Origin of the sequence: Micromonospora sp. WMMD1102, from assembly GCF_029626265.1 — a bacterium.
Taxonomy (GTDB): domain Bacteria; phylum Actinomycetota; class Actinomycetes; order Mycobacteriales; family Micromonosporaceae; genus Plantactinospora.
In genome coordinates this window covers 8,574,547-8,588,296 of the sequence record NZ_JARUBN010000001.1, presented here as the reverse complement: position 1 = coordinate 8,588,296, position 13,750 = coordinate 8,574,547, and the positions used below count along the sequence as shown (strand labels likewise).

The 13,750-nt window shown below is 71.1% G+C and carries 14 protein-coding genes and 1 tRNA gene; 2 read left to right on the top strand and 13 right to left on the bottom strand.

Annotated features, from left to right (window positions below):
* Positions 1–53: 53 nt before the first annotated feature.
* The 10 genes from O7626_RS39130 to O7626_RS39085 all read right to left on the bottom strand — a co-directional run bounded on the left by O7626_RS39130 (position 54) and on the right by O7626_RS39085 (position 8,757).
* Positions 54–1,346 carry a GTP-binding protein gene (locus tag O7626_RS39130; protein ID WP_278065943.1) on the bottom strand — a complete coding sequence of 431 codons (1,293 nt, stop codon included), beginning with the start codon at positions 1,344–1,346 and terminating at the stop codon, positions 54–56.
* Position 1,347: 1 nt separating this feature from the next.
* Positions 1,348–2,259, bottom strand: coding sequence for a sulfate adenylyltransferase subunit CysD (cysD, locus tag O7626_RS39125; protein ID WP_278065942.1), 912 nt, complete (start codon positions 2,257–2,259; stop codon positions 1,348–1,350).
* A 101-nt stretch (positions 2,260–2,360) separates the two neighbouring features.
* The gene (locus O7626_RS39120; protein ID WP_278065941.1) at positions 2,361–3,224 is read right to left on the bottom strand and encodes an inositol monophosphatase family protein; all 864 of its coding nucleotides are present in this window, start codon (positions 3,222–3,224) and stop codon (positions 2,361–2,363) included.
* Between the two features lie 127 nt (positions 3,225–3,351).
* Positions 3,352–3,942, bottom strand: a complete 591-nt coding sequence (gene pth / locus O7626_RS39115; protein ID WP_278065940.1) for an aminoacyl-tRNA hydrolase — start codon at positions 3,940–3,942, stop codon at positions 3,352–3,354.
* Between the two features lie 127 nt (positions 3,943–4,069).
* On the bottom strand, positions 4,070–4,759 hold the full coding sequence (locus O7626_RS39110) for a 50S ribosomal protein L25/general stress protein Ctc (RefSeq protein ID WP_278065939.1): 690 nt from the start codon (positions 4,757–4,759) through the stop codon (positions 4,070–4,072).
* A 383-nt stretch (positions 4,760–5,142) separates the two neighbouring features.
* Positions 5,143–6,123: a ribose-phosphate diphosphokinase gene (locus tag O7626_RS39105; RefSeq protein ID WP_278065938.1), complete on the bottom strand. Its 981-nt coding sequence runs from the start codon at positions 6,121–6,123 to the stop codon at positions 5,143–5,145.
* A 52-nt stretch (positions 6,124–6,175) separates the two neighbouring features.
* A complete protein-coding gene (glmU, locus tag O7626_RS39100; RefSeq protein WP_278065937.1) occupies positions 6,176–7,732 on the bottom strand; it encodes a bifunctional UDP-N-acetylglucosamine diphosphorylase/glucosamine-1-phosphate N-acetyltransferase GlmU in 1,557 nt (518 codons plus the stop codon).
* A gap of 73 nt (positions 7,733–7,805) precedes the next feature.
* Positions 7,806–7,877: transfer RNA gene (locus O7626_RS39095), tRNA-Gln, on the bottom strand.
* A gap of 21 nt (positions 7,878–7,898) precedes the next feature.
* The gene (locus tag O7626_RS39090) at positions 7,899–8,219 is read right to left on the bottom strand and encodes a hypothetical protein (protein ID WP_278065936.1); all 321 of its coding nucleotides are present in this window, start codon (positions 8,217–8,219) and stop codon (positions 7,899–7,901) included.
* Positions 8,220–8,256: 37 nt separating this feature from the next.
* The gene (locus tag O7626_RS39085) at positions 8,257–8,757 is read right to left on the bottom strand and encodes a helix-turn-helix domain-containing protein (protein WP_278065935.1); all 501 of its coding nucleotides are present in this window, start codon (positions 8,755–8,757) and stop codon (positions 8,257–8,259) included.
* Between the two features lie 148 nt (positions 8,758–8,905).
* Here O7626_RS39085 and O7626_RS39080 point away from each other — a divergent pair, with 148 nt between their 5' ends.
* Together O7626_RS39080 and O7626_RS39075 are read left to right on the top strand one after the other, a co-directional pair.
* Positions 8,906–9,877: an acyl-CoA desaturase gene (locus O7626_RS39080; RefSeq protein WP_278065934.1), complete on the top strand. Its 972-nt coding sequence runs from the start codon at positions 8,906–8,908 to the stop codon at positions 9,875–9,877.
* Positions 9,878–10,015: 138 nt separating this feature from the next.
* A complete protein-coding gene (locus O7626_RS39075; protein ID WP_278066522.1) occupies positions 10,016–10,726 on the top strand; it encodes a TetR/AcrR family transcriptional regulator in 711 nt (236 codons plus the stop codon).
* 44 nt (positions 10,727–10,770) lie between these two features.
* On the opposite strand, the gene O7626_RS39070 is transcribed toward O7626_RS39075, so the two are convergent.
* From O7626_RS39070 to O7626_RS39060, 3 genes are all read right to left on the bottom strand, one after another.
* The gene (locus tag O7626_RS39070; protein WP_278065933.1) at positions 10,771–11,244 is read right to left on the bottom strand and encodes a DUF4383 domain-containing protein; all 474 of its coding nucleotides are present in this window, start codon (positions 11,242–11,244) and stop codon (positions 10,771–10,773) included.
* Between the two features lie 80 nt (positions 11,245–11,324).
* The gene (locus O7626_RS39065) at positions 11,325–11,780 is read right to left on the bottom strand and encodes a DUF4383 domain-containing protein (protein ID WP_278066521.1); all 456 of its coding nucleotides are present in this window, start codon (positions 11,778–11,780) and stop codon (positions 11,325–11,327) included.
* A gap of 129 nt (positions 11,781–11,909) precedes the next feature.
* Positions 11,910–13,730 (bottom strand): ABC-F family ATP-binding cassette domain-containing protein, encoded by a 1,821-nt coding sequence (locus tag O7626_RS39060; protein ID WP_278065932.1) that lies wholly within the window; start codon positions 13,728–13,730, stop codon positions 11,910–11,912.
* Positions 13,731–13,750: the final 20 nt, after the last annotated feature.

Sequence of the window (13,750 nt, the reverse complement as noted above, 5' to 3'; positions counted from 1 at the left end):
CCGGCCAGGTCAGTGGCGGCGCCAGGTCAGCAAGGGGCCGGAGGCGACCGGAGTCAGCCGGTCTCGACGATCATGCCGGCGCCGACCGTACGGTTCGTCGACTCGTCGATCACGATGAAGCCGCCGGTGGTCCGGTTTCGCCGGTACTCGTCGGCGAGCAGCGGCACCGTCGTCCGCAGCCGTACCCGGCCGATCTCGTTGAGTTTCAGCTCGGCGGCGGACTCGTCCCGGTGCAGCGAGTTGACGTCGAGCCGGTACTGCAGGCCGCGCACCACCGCCCGAGCGGACCGGGTGGTGTGCTTGATGGCGTACTTGCCGCCGACCCGCAACGGCTTCGTCTCGTCCATCCAGCAGAGCATCGCCTCGATGTCCTGGGCGACCGCCGGGGCGTTGTGCGGCCGGCAGATCAGGTCGCCCCGGGAGATGTCGATCTCGTCGGTGAGGCGTACCGTCACCGACATCGGCGGGAACGCCTGCTCGACCGGTCCGTCGGCGGTCTCGATCGCGGCGATCCGGCTGGTGAACCCGGACGGCAGCACCATCACCTCGTCGCCCGGCTTCAGCACCCCCGAGGCGACCTGCCCGGCATAGCCCCGGTAGTCGGTGACCGTCGTCGACTGTGGACGGACCACGTACTGCACCGGGAACCGTACGTCGACCAGGTTGCGGTCGCTGGCGATGTGCACGTGCTCCAGGTGATGCAGCAGGGACGGGCCCTCGTACCAGGGCGAGTTGTCGGAGCGGCTGACGATGTTGTCGCCGTGCAGGGCCGAGATCGGCACCACGGTCAGGTCCGGCACGTCGAGCTTGGCCGCGAACGCGGTGAACTCGTCCGCGATCCGCTCGAAGACCTCCTGGGACCAGTCGACCAGGTCCATCTTGTTGACGCAGAACACGAGGTGCGGCACCCGGAGCAGCGAGCAGAGGAAGGCGTGCCGGCGGGACTGCTCGACCAGCCCCTTCCGGGCGTCGACCAGGATCAGCGCCAGGTCGGCGGTGGACGCCCCGGTCACCATGTTCCGGGTGTACTGGATGTGCCCGGGGGTGTCGGCGATGATGAACTTCCGCCGGGGGGTGGCGAAGTACCGGTACGCCACGTCGATGGTGATGCCCTGCTCCCGCTCGGCCCGCAGCCCGTCGGTGAGCAACGCCAGGTTGGTGTACTCGTCGCCCCGCGCCGCGCTCACCGCCTCGACCGCTTCGAGCTGGTCGGTGAAGAGCGACTTGGTGTCGTAGAGCAGCCGGCCGATCAGGGTCGACTTGCCGTCGTCGACGCTGCCGGCGGTGGCGAACCGGAGCAGGTCCATCGCGCGGGCCTCGGCCGGTGGGACCACGGTCGCGGTCATCTCAGAAGTACCCTTCCCGCTTGCGATCTTCCATCGCCGCCTCGCTGACCCGGTCGTCGCCCCGGGTGGCACCGCGTTCGGTGATCCGGGTCGCCGCCACCTCGTCGATCACCAACTCGACGGTGTCCGCCACCGAGCGGACCGCCGCCGTGCACGACGCGTCGCCGACGGTGCGGTAGCGCACCTGCTCGACGAAGGGCGTTTCGCCGGCCCGGGGCCGGATGAACTCGTTCACCGCGTAGAGCATGCCGTCCCGCTCGACGACCTCCCGCTCGTGCGCGAAGTAGATCGACGGCAGGGCGAGCCCCTCCCGGGCGATGTAGTGCCAGATGTCCAGCTCGGTCCAGTTCGACAGCGGGAAGACCCGGATCGACTCGCCGGGGTGGTGCCGACCGTTGTAGAGCGACCAGAGTTCGGGGCGCTGGTTCTTCGGGTCCCACTGGCCGAAGTCGTCGCGGAAGCTGAACACCCGCTCCTTGGCCCGGGCCTTCTCCTCGTCCCGTCGGGCGCCGCCGAAGAGCGCGTCGAAACGGTACTTCTCCACGGCGTCGAGCAGCACCGGCGTCTGGATCCGGTTGCGCATCCCGTCGGCCGGCTCCTGCACCAGCCCGGACTCCAACGCCTCCGGCACGCTGGCCACCACCAGTTGCAGCCCCAGCTCGGCCACCCGGCGGTCGCGGTATTCGAGCACCTCGGGGAAGTTGTGCCCGGTGTCGACGTGCATCACCGGGAACGGGATCCGGGCCGGCGCGAACGCCTTCTCGGCCAGCCGGAGCATGACGATCGAGTCCTTGCCGCCGGAGAAGAGCAGCACCGGCCGCTCCAGCTCGGCGACCACCTCGCGGATGACGAAGACGCTCTCGGATTCCAGCGCGTCGAGATGCGAGACCCGGTAGGCAGCGGGTGACGTCATGCCGTCACCCCGCCCGTTCCGGCGCATGCCGACCCTCGCCCGTGCTGCTCGCCCATGGGAATTCCAGATCCTCCCGGTCGGTTAAGTCGCCATCGCCCGGCCTAGGCTACCCGGAGGTGCTGCTGCAACGCTGCGAGCAACCGGGGAGCGAGATCCTTGCGGCACACCACGAGATCCGGCAATCGGGGATCGGGCTGGTTGTATTTCAGCGCGGATCCGTCGATACGGGAAGCGAAAAGCCCGGTGGCCGTCGCCACAGCGACCGGCGCCGCCGAATCCCACTCGTACTGGCCGCCCGCGTGCACGTACCCGTCGACCTCGCCGCTGATCACGGCGGCGATCTTCGCGCCGGCCGAGCCCATCGGCACCAGCTCGGCGCCGATCTCGGCGGCCAGGTCGGTGAGGAAGACCGGCGGCCGGCTCCGGCTCGCCGCCAGCCTGACCCGCCGGCCGGCGCCGTCCGACTCGGTCGACCCGGTCTGCCCGGCCGCCGTCGGCAGCGTCATCGGCGGGTACGCCGGTGGCTGGTCGGTGGCGACCACCCGGTGCTGGGCGGGCAGCCCGACCGCACCGGCGACCAGCCCGTGCGCGGTCCCGGCCCGGCGGGACCAGAGCGCCACGTGCACCGCCCAGTCCGCCCGGCCCTCCTCGGAGAACTCCCGGGTGCCGTCCAGCGGGTCGATGATCCAGACCCGGTCGGCGCCGAGTCGGGGCGCCACCTCCGGCTCGGCCCCCGCGGCCCAGGCCAGCCGGGCCCCCTCGTCCTCCTCGGAGAGCACCGCGTCGGCCGGCCGCCACCGGGCCAGCTCGGTGCGGAGAAGCTCGTGCGAGACCTTGTCGCCGGCCGCCTTCAACGCCCCGGGATCGGCGAAGCCGAGCTCGTCCCGCAGTTCCAGCAGCGCCTGGCCGGCCCGGCCGGCCAGCCAACGGGCGAACTCACCGTCGATCACGGGCGGCGCGGTCATCGGCACACCTCCGGAAAGCCGTCGTGGCCGGCCACCTGACACGGGATCATTGTTAGCCTCCTCACCCCGCGGCACAGACTACCGGTCCCGCCGCGCACCACCGGCGACCGGCGCCCGGAGGTGAACGTCAGCCGCCGTGGTAGGCGTTCTGCGCCCACTCCAGGCCCCGGCTCACGACCGTCTCCGCCGCGTCGGCCGCCCGGTCCACCAGGAACTCCAGCTCCTTGCGCTCCACGGTGGAGAAATCCGAGAGTACGAAGTCGGCCGGGTCCTGCCGCCCCGGCGGCCGCCCGATCCCGAACCGCACCCGCAGGTAGTCCTTGGTCCCCAGCGACTTCGACATCGAGCGCAGCCCGTTGTGCCCGCCCTCGCCACCGCCCTGCTTCAACCGGATCTGCCCGTACGGGATGTCCAGCTCGTCGTGCACGGCGACGATTTGATCCACCGGCACCTTGTAGAACTGTGCGAGCGCGGTCACCGGCCCGCCGGAGAGGTTCATGTAGGTCGTCGGCTTCGCCAGCACCAGCTTCGGCCCGCCGAACCCGAGCCGCCCCTCGGCCACCTCGGCGACCGCCCGCCGATGCCGGCCGAACCTGGCACCGATCCGCTCGGCGAGCAGGTCGGCCACCATGAAGCCGACGTTGTGCCGGTGCCGCGCGTACTCCTTGCCGGGGTTGCCGAGACCGACCAGCAACCACGGTCCAAGCTCCTCCGCCACGCCGCTCTCCCCCAGTTCTCACTTCCCGGCCCCTTCGGCGACGCGGATGCGGGCGGCCGGTGGGCGGTCCTCGTAAGGCGAACAGGCGCCCCCGAACGTCCGGGGGCGCCTGTCAGACGGTCGTGGCTCAGGCCTGGGCGGCGGCCTGCTCGGGCGCACCCTCGTTGTCGCCCTCGGCCTCGGCGGCCTCGGCACCGGGGCCCTCGGCACCGGCCTCCTCCTCGGCCTCCTCGGTCGGCTCCTCGCCGGCCTCGGCGGCCATCTGCTCGGCCGTCGGCGCCTGGGTGACGAGCGCGAGGATCTGCTCCGGGTCGGCGGCCAACTCCACACCCTGCGGCAGCCGCACGTCGGCCGCGGTCACCTGGGAGCCGACCTCGAGGCCCTCGATCGAGACCTCGAAGCCCTCCGGCAGCCGGGTCGCGTCGGCGGTCACCGACAGGGTGTCCCGCTCGTGCACGACCAGGGTGTCCCGGGCCGCCTCGCCGGTCAGCTGCACCGGCACGTCGACGGTGACCTTCTCGCCCCGCCGGACCAGCAGCAGGTCGATGTGCTCGAGCGTGTCCTTGATCGGGTCACGCTGGATGGCCTTCGGCAGCGCGAGCGCCTGGGTGCCGTCACTGATCTCGATCGCGAACAACTGGTTGGCGCCACCGTGCCGGATGGCGGCGGCGAACTCACGCGCGGGCAGCGCGATGTGCTTGGGCTTTTCGCCGTGGCCGTACAGCACGGCGGGCACCTTACCGGCCCGGCGGGTACGACGGGCACCACCCTTGCCGAACTCGGTACGGGGCTCGGCGCTGATCTTTACCTCGGACACGGGAAGACTCCTGATACTGTCACTGCGGCGCTACGTCGGCTGGCGGTTGGCGGTGCTAGGGCGAGGGGCTCGCTGGGGGCTTGCGCGTGTGGCCACTGCCCGGAGCACCGCGTCGATGACGGTGTCTCCGTGCGGCGCTTGCTTTCAGCGGCCCGCAGAGCACCCTCGCCGTGGCAACCGCACCAGTCTACCCGAGCCCGGATGCGGGTCTGCGGCGGTACCCGCCCAGTCAGCCCGGCAGCTTCGCGATCCGCCAATTCCCCCTACCGCCCCGCCCGCCCGCACCCGGCGCCGTGGCACCCAGCGGGCGGGTCAGCCGCGCGCACCGGGCACGGCAGCGCCGACGGTCCGGCCGCACGCACCCGGCCCGGCAGCGCCGGTGCTCAGCTCAGGCCGCCGAAGAGGGTGGTCACCGAGCCGTCGTCGAAGACCTCGCGGATCGCCCGGGCCAGCAGCGGGGCGATGGAGAGCACGGTGAGCTTGTCGAGCTGCTTCTCCGGCGGCAGCGGCAGGGTGTTGGTCACCACCACCTCGCTGATCCGGCTGTTCTTCAGCCGCTCGGTCGCCGGGTCGGAGAGCAGCGCGTGGGTGGAGGCCACCAGCACGTCGGCGGCCTTCGCCTCGTGCAGGATCTCGGCCGCCTTGCAGATGGTGCCGCCGGTGTCGATCATGTCGTCGACGATCAGGCAGACCCGGCCCTCGACGTCCCCGACGACCCGGTTCGCCACCACCTGGTTCGGCTTGGAGGGATCGCGGGTCTTGTGGATGAAGGCCAGCGGGCAGCCGCCGAGCCGGTCGGTCCAGCGCTCGGCCACACGTACCCGGCCGGAGTCGGGGGCGACCACAGTCATCGGGCGGCCGGCGTACTTGCGCTGCACGTACTCGGCCAGGATGTCCATCGCGAACAGGTGGTCCACCGGCCCGTCGAAGAAGCCCTGGATCTGCGCGGTGTGCAGGTCGACGGTGAGGATCCGGTTGGCCCCGGCCGTCTTGAGCAGGTCCGCCACCAGCCGGGCCGAGATCGGCTCCCGGCCACGGTGCTTCTTGTCCTGCCGGGAGTAGGGATAGAACGGCAGCACGACGGTGATCCGCTTGGCCGAACCGCGCTTCAGCGCGTCGACCATGATCAAAGTCTCCATCACCCACTTGTTCACGCCGTGCGTGACGGACTGCACCACGAAGGCGTCCGAACCACGCACCGACTCCTTGAACCGCACGAAGATCTCACCGTTGGCGAACTCGTACGCGTCGGCCGGTGTCGGCGCCACCCCGAGCACCTCACCGATCTCCGTTGCCAACTCCGGGAAACCCCGCCCGGAGAAGAGCATCAGACTCTTGCGATTTTCGGCGACGATGCTGCCCATCGGCTCGTCTGCTCCCGTTTGTCGGTGGGTCACCCTGTGTTGGGCGGAGAGACTATTCGGTTGCAGTATCTCCCGAGGCCGGGCGAGCTTCATCCGCTCCGGAGCCCTCGTGCGTTGGCTCACCTTCGCTTGCGCCGGGCGGCACCTGTCCGGCACGCTCCGCCGCCGCAGCCGACCTGGTGCCGGGCCGGCGACGCAGCACCCAGCCGTCGACGTTGCGCTGCTGTGCCCGGGTCACCGCGAGCGCGCCGGGCGGTACGTCGGAGGTCACCGCGCTGCCGGCCGCCACGTACGCCCCGGCGCCCACCTCGACCGGGGCGACCAGACTCGTGTCACAGCCGACGAAGGCCGCCTCCCCGACCACCGTGTGGTGCTTGTTCACCCCGTCGTAGTTCACGAAGAGCGTCCCGGCACCGATGTTGGCCCGGGGCCCGATCGTCGCGTCGCCGACGTAGCTCAGGTGGGGCACCTTGGCCCCCTCGCCGATCTCGGACTTCTTCACCTCGACGAAGGTGCCCACCTTCGCCTTCTCCCGCAGCGTCGCCTCCGGCCGCAGGTACGCGTACGGGCCGACGCTGGCCCCCGGGCCGACCGCCGCGCCGGTGGCGTGCGCCCGGACCACCGTGGCCCCGGCCCCGACGGTGGTGTCGACAAGCGTGGTGTCCGGGCCGATGGCGGCCTCCGGACCGACGGTGGTCGCGCCGCAGAGCTGGGTGTTCTGGTCGACGACGGCGTCCCGGCCGAGCGTGACGGTGACGTCGATCCAGGTCGTCGCCGGGTCGAGCAGGGTCACCCCGCTGCGCATCCAGCCCTCGTTGACCCGGTCGCGCAGCAACCGGCGCAGCGCCGCCAGCTCGACCCGGTCGTTGCAGCCGAGCGTCTCGGTGGCGTCCGCCGCCACGTGCACCGCCACCGACTCGCCGGTCGCGGCGAACTGGCCGAAGACGTCGGTGAGGTACTCCTCGCCCTGGTCGTTGTCGGTGGAGAGCTTGCCCAGCGCGTCGCGCAGCAGGGCGCCGTCGAAGGCGTAGATCCCGGCGTTGATCTCCCGGATCGCCCGCTGCGCCGGGCTGGCGTCCCGCTCCTCGACGATCCGTTCCAGCCCGCCGTCCGCGCCCCGGACGATCCGGCCCAGGCCGGTCGGGTCGGCCACCTCGGCCGCGAGCACGGTCGCCGCCGCTCCGGCCGCCTCGTGCGCGGCGACCAGTTCGGTGACGGTCTCCGGGCGCAGCAGCGGCACGTCGCCGTTGAGCACCACGACGGTGCCGCTGGTCTCGGGTGCGCTCTCCAGGGCGATCCGGACCGCGTGCCCGGTGCCGTTCTGCTCGGCCTGGAGCACCGGCTCGGCGTGCGGGGCGACGTCGCGCAGGTGCGCGCTGACCTGGTCGGCGCCGTGCCCGACCACCACAAGCGTGCGGTCCGGCGACACCGGGGCGGCCGCGGCCAGCACGTGGCCGAGCAGGGTGCGGCCGAGGATCGGATGGAGCACCTTGGGTAGCGCCGACTTCATCCGCTTGCCCTCACCGGCGGCGAGGACGACGACGGTGCGGAGGCGGGGCTGGGACACGAGAATGCTCCCGTCAGGACGGCCGGCAGTATGCGGCCCCATGCTAACCAGACAATAGCCACCATGCTCTTGGGCCCAGGGATGGAGCAGGCAAATAAGTGATGTCCGATTTATGCTGGGGTGTCTGGATTCGAACCAGAAGCTCAAGGCTCCAAAGGCCTGCGGGTTGCCGTTACCCCACACCCCATCGGGGTAACAGCCTAGCGGCTCATCGATCATCCGCCGGCACCGCACTCACCGCAGCGAACGGCGCGTTGATCGTGCCTTCGATGCGCCAGTAGAGCTCGCGGCTGCGTGGGACGTTGATTATCAAACAGCCATGGCAGTCAACGCCCGTGTTGTAGCGGACGGTCTTCGGCCGATGGCGCTTGAGCGTGGGTCGACGGAACCGCTCAGCCGGCAGGTCGAGCGTCTCCTGCCACCACTGGGCGGCAACCTCGGCATCGACCGACTCGTGGATGCTCAGGCGATAGGTCGGAACGCCTCGATCGACTCCACAGCACTCCAGGAAGCGGAGAAAGAGCGCCAACAGTCGGACATCACTGTTGATGATGACAACGCGATCGTCACGGCGCCACGGCTTCGACTTGGCCCCCCTCGCACCAGTAGATCGCCGCCCCGAGGACGAGAAGATCGCGTTCATCGATCTGCCCGAGCCGCTCGGCCGCTCGGGTGTGTTCCGCCGCCTCGGCCGCGTCACGGGCCACTCGGTGAGAGTCCCACCTCGCGTCGGTCATCCGGCGGGAGTGTGCGCGGCGGCGGTCCGCCTCGGCCTCCGGGTCGCGGTCCAGCGGGAGGTGCCGGACCCAGCGGTACGCCGTCGACTTCGCCACCCCCAGCTCGACGGCGATCTCCGGCACCGAGCGTCCGCTCCCGCGCAGCTCGACGGCCCGGGCCCGCAACCCGTCCTTGGCGTTCGGCCGTTTCGTCCACTCCGGTGGGGGAACATCTGCCAGCAACGCCGACAACCGGTCCTTGCCGATGCCCAGGCGCCGCCGGATCTCCCGCGCGGAGAGCATCTCGACGGTGCGCAACCGGCGCGCCTCGGCGGCCAACGGATCGACCATGACCAGCACGCTAGAACAGACGTACGACAGGATCCGTCGATGGCTGCCAGCGGATTTTCAGGTTCGCGTCCATGGCAGACTACGAGAGCGTAGGTTACGGTGACGTAGGCGTAAGTTAGCGCTCTCCCCCTACGCTCAGCGAGGTGCCATGTCCTCCGTCCTGCTCGACCCACCGGCCGCCGGGGCCAAGAAGGGTCCCAAGCCACTCACCGACGGCGTCCAGTCCAAGGGCATCCTCTTCGCCCTGTGGTCCTTCGTCACCGTTCCCTTCCTCGCCCTGCTCGCAGCCGTGCCGGTGGCCTGGGGCGGCTGGCTGAGCTGGACCGACATCGCCATCGCCGGCGTCTGGTACGTGGTCGCCGGGCTGGGCATCACGGTGGGCTTCCACCGGTACTTCACGCACGGGTCGTTCAAGGCCAAGCGCTGGCTGCGGGTCACGCTGGCGGTCGCCGGCTCGTTCGCCGTACAGGGCGACATCACCCAGTGGGTCGCCGACCACCGCCGGCACCACGCCTTCTCGGACGTCGAGGGCGACCCGCACTCGCCGTGGCGGTTCGGCGCCAGCGTCCGGGGACTGACCAAGGGTCTGTTCCACGCGCACGTCGGCTGGCTGTTCAAGCGGGAGCTCTCCAACCGCGAGCGGTTCGCCCCCGACCTGATCGCCGACAAGGACATCAGCCGGGTCGACCGGCTCTTCCCGCTGCTGGTGGCCCTCTCACTGCTCACCCCGGCACTGCTCGGCGGCCTGATCACCTGGTCCTGGCAGGGCGCACTGACCGCCTTCTTCTGGGCGGGTCTGGTCCGGATCTCCCTGCTGCACCACATCACCTGGTCGATCAACTCGGTCTGCCACGTCTACGGCGAGCGCCCGTTCGAGGTGCGCCAGGGCGACCGGGCGACGAACTTCTGGCCGCTGGCGATCCTCTCCTTCGGGGAGAGCTGGCACAACCTGCACCACGCTGACCCGACCTGCGCCCGGCACGGCGTACTCCGTGGTCAGGTGGACATCTCCGCCCGGGCGATCTGGCTGTTCGAGAAGGTCGGCGCCGCGTACGACGTGCGGTGGCCGAAGCCCGACCGGATTGCTGCCAAACTGCTCAAATCAGCACCGTCGCGGTGATCCGTGACGCGCCCGGGCGCCCGGCCACGAGCGTATGCCTGGCAGGATGGCCAGGTGACCGAGCGCAACGAAGGCGCCACCAGGAACGACAAGGACCAGCCCAGCATCGCGGGACGACAACAGCAGCGGGACGACGAGGTGACGGACGGTCCGGGTGACAGTCGCGGGGCCGGGCGCCGGCAGGCCCCGGCCCCGACACCGCCGCCCCCACCGCCGCCGCCCGCCAAGCCCGTCTCCCGGGTACGCATGTCCGCGGCGCAGCGCCGGGAGCAGCTCATCGCGATCGGCCGGCAGGCCTTCGCCGAGCGCGGCTTCGACGCCACCTCGATCGAGGAGGTCGCCGCCCGGGCCAAGGTCTCCAAGCCGGTGGTCTACGAGCACTTCGGCGGCAAGGAGGGTCTCTACGCGGTCGTCGTCGACCGGGAGGTACGCGCCCTGCTCTACCGGGTCACCACGGCGCTGACCGCCGGACACCCGCGGGAGCTGCTGGAGCAGGCGGCGCTGGCCCTGCTCGACTACATCGAGGAGGAGACCGACGGCTTCCGGGTGCTCGTCCGGGAGTCGCCGCTGCTCTCCGCGACCGGCAACTTCAGCAGCGTGATGAACGACGTGGCGCACCAGGTGGAGCACATCCTGGGCGCCGAGTTCAAGAGCCGGGGGTACGACCCGAAGCTCGCCGAGCTCTACTCGCAGTCCCTGGTCGGCATGGTGGCGCTCAGTGGCCGCTGGTGGCTGGAGGTACGCAAGCCGCGCAAGGAGACCGTGGCGGCGCACCTGGTGAACCTGGCCTGGAACGGCCTGTCCCACCTGGAGGCGAAGCCGGCCCTGCTCACCCGACGTACCCGCTGAGAGCCGGACGCCGCCCGCCGCTTGCCGCCCGCCGCTTGCCGGCGTCAGCGGCCGGGGTGGGCGCCGGAGTTGTCCCGCACCTCGGGTTCCGGCTCGGCGCCCTCCGGCGGCCCGACCTTGTCGTAGAGGCCGGTGGCGAGCAGCACCAGGCCGAAGAGCATCGACACGATGACTGTCGACATCGAGAAGTTGAGGAAGTTCGCGTCGGTCTGCAACACGGTCAACATCGCGATGCCGACGACCAGGAAGACCACCCCGATGGTCAGGTTCAGCAGATGCCCGAGGTTTCCCCGGTGTGCCGCGCCGAAGAGGACCACCAGGCCGAAGACCACCGAGGCCAGCGCGAACGCCAGGTTGGTGCGCAGCCCGAGCACCCAGTGGCTGCCCCGGCTGAAGAGGTCGTCCCCGGCGGTCTCGACGATCCCGAAGACGCCGAAGACCACGATGTAGAGGCCGATCAGCCCGGCGAGTACCCGGTAGACCGGCCGGGCCGGATGGTTGACCGGAATGTGCGCCACGGCCCCTCCTCGTCGCACCGGGTGACTTTCCTACCGGATTGTCACCCGGGCCGACGGGGCTCGCCCGGCGAACGCCCCGATCAGAGCACCAGGCGGGCGTCCTGCCAGGCCTTGGCTTCCTCCTCGGAGCCGACCTTGCCGTACATGCCGCACATCAGCAGGACGAGGCCGAGGACCATGGTCACGATGCTGGTGGCCAGGCTGAAGTTGAGGTAGTTGGCGTCGGTACGCAGCACGCAGAGTGCGGCCAGGCCGAGCGCCATCAGGCCGTACCCGAGGAACGTGTCGACAGCCGTGTCGACGTTGCGGCCGAACAGGGTGGCGAGCAGGATCACCAGGCCGAGTGCCGTGGCGAGCGCCGAGTAGCCGAGGTTGGTTCCCTGCCCCAGCACGAGGGTGTCGTCCTGGGCGAAGAACTCGCCGCCACCGATCTGGACGAAGCCGAGCACACCGAAGGCCACCAGGTAGAGGCCGATCAGCCCGCCGATCGCCCGGAAGACCGGCCGCGCGGGGTGGTTGATGGGGTTGTGCATGATCAGCAGTCTCCATCGCCGTTGCCAGTGAGGGTCGGGTGCAGATTCTTCCGCATGGCATCCGGGTGACGCCGGACACCCCCGTCGGGCAGGATCGGGCGCCCGCCGCCGCTGTCGGGGCGCTGGCGGCGGTCAGCCCTCGGGTACCTGCTCGGCCAGGGCGAGCCAGGCCTCCTCGACCTGTTCCCGCTCGGCCCGTACCGCCCGGAGCTGGCCGTCCAGCTCGCTGATCCGGCCGTAGTCGGTGGCGTGCTCGGCCATCTGGCCGTGCAGCGTCGCCTCCCGCTGTTCCAGCTTGCCGATTTGCCGTTCCAGCCGGTTCAGCTCCTTGCGGGCCGCCCGCAACTCGCCACCGGAGAGCCCCGCACCGTTCCGCTCGGCCGGCGCCACCGCACCGTTGTCCCGCCCGGCCGGGCCGGTCGGGGTGGCCGGGGTACCGGTCGTGCCGGCCCGGGCCAGATACTCGTCGACGCCGCCGGGCAGGTGCACCAGCCGGCCGTCGCCGAACATCCCGTACACCACGTCGGTGACCCGTTCGACCAGGTAGCGGTCGTGACTGGCCACGATCAGGGTGCCCGGCCAGGAGTCGAGCAGGTCCTCCAGCGCGGCCAGGGTGTCGGTGTCCAGGTCGTTCGTCGGCTCGTCCAGCAGCAGCACGTTCGGCTCGGTGGCGAGCAGCCGCAGCAGTTGCAGCCGGCGCCGCTCACCGCCGGAGAGGTCGGTGACCGGGGTCCAGAGCCGGCGGTCGTCGAAGCCGAAGATCTCGGCGAGCTGGGACGCGTTGACCTCCCGGTCGCCGAGTACGACCCGCCGGGCCACCTCCTCGACCGCCTCCAGCACCCGCAGTTGCCCCGGCAGCTCGGCGAGTTCCTGGGAGAGGAACGCCGGCCGGACGGTGGAGCCGGTCCGCAGCTGCCCGCCGTCCGGGCCGCGTACCCCGGCCAGCAGCCGGAGCAGGGTGGTCTTACCGGCACCGTTCGCGCCGACGATCGCGATCCGGTCCCCCGGCCCGACCTGCCAGGTCAGGTCCTCGAGGATCAGCTTCTCCCCGGCGTGCAGGGTGACGTCGGCGAGGTCGTACACCTGCTTGCCGAGCCGGGCGGTGGCCAGCCGTTGCAGCGACACGGTGTCCCGCGGCGGCGGTACGTCCGCGATCAGCGCGTTCGCCGCGTCGATCCGGAACTGCGGCTTGGAGGTCCGGGCCGGCGGGCCGCGCCGCAGCCAGGCGATCTCCTTGCGCAGCAGGTTCTGCCGGCGTGCCTCGGTGGCCGCGGCCACCCGTTCCCGTTCGGCCCTGGCCAGCGTCCAGGCGGCGTAGCCGCCCTCGTAGGCGCGTACCGTCCGGTCGGCGACCTCCCAGGTGTCGGTGCAGACCGCGTCCAGGAACCACCGGTCGTGGGTGACCACCACCAGCGCGCCGCGCTTGCCGACCAGGTGCCGGGCCAGCCAGTCCACCCCGGCCACGTCCAGGTGGTTGGTCGGCTCGTCCAGGATCAGCAGGTCGGCGGTGCGGACCAGCAGGGCGGCCAGGGCGACCCGCCGCCGCTCGCCGCCGGACATCGGCCCGACCGGCTGGTCCAACCCGAGGTACGGCATGCCGAGCCCGTCCAGGATCGCCCGTACGCCCGCGTCACCGGCCCACTCGTGCTCGGCGCCGAACCCCTCGTCGAGCCAGGCGGTGCCGAGCACCACGTCCCGGACCCGGGCCTCGGGGTCGAGGACGAGATTCTGCGGCAGCCAGGCCACCCGCAGGTCCCGGCGGTGTGTCACCCGGCCGCTGTCCGGCTCCTCGGTCTTGGTCAGCAGCCGCAGCAGGGTGGACTTGCCGGTGCCGTTCAGCCCGACGACGCCGATCCGGTCCGAGTCCTCCAGGCCCAGGGAGACGTCGGTGAGCAACTGCCCCGCCGCGCCGTACCCCTTGGAGACCCGGTCCAGATTGACGATGTTGGCCATGTGCTCAGACGGTAGTCGCC

What these genes read in the sequence shown, in the direction of transcription:
- glmU (WP_278065937.1), bottom strand. Translation starts at nt 7,732, where the DNA reads ATGGGGCCGCATACTGCCGGCCGTCCTGACGGGAGCATTCTCGTGTCC.
- O7626_RS39120 (WP_278065941.1), bottom strand. Translation starts at nt 3,224, where the DNA reads ATGACCGCGCCGCCCGTGATCGACGGTGAGTTCGCCCGTTGGCTGGCC.
- O7626_RS39130 (WP_278065943.1), bottom strand. Translation starts at nt 1,346, where the DNA reads ATGACCGCGACCGTGGTCCCACCGGCCGAGGCCCGCGCGATGGACCTG.
- O7626_RS39080 (WP_278065934.1), top strand. Translation starts at nt 8,906, where the DNA reads ATGTCCTCCGTCCTGCTCGACCCACCGGCCGCCGGGGCCAAGAAGGGT.
- cysD (WP_278065942.1), bottom strand. Translation starts at nt 2,259, where the DNA reads ATGACGTCACCCGCTGCCTACCGGGTCTCGCATCTCGACGCGCTGGAA.
- O7626_RS39105 (WP_278065938.1), bottom strand. Translation starts at nt 6,123, where the DNA reads ATGGGCAGCATCGTCGCCGAAAATCGCAAGAGTCTGATGCTCTTCTCC.
- O7626_RS39085 (WP_278065935.1), bottom strand. Translation starts at nt 8,757, where the DNA reads ATGGTCGATCCGTTGGCCGCCGAGGCGCGCCGGTTGCGCACCGTCGAG.
- O7626_RS39060 (WP_278065932.1), bottom strand. Translation starts at nt 13,730, where the DNA reads ATGGCCAACATCGTCAATCTGGACCGGGTCTCCAAGGGGTACGGCGCG.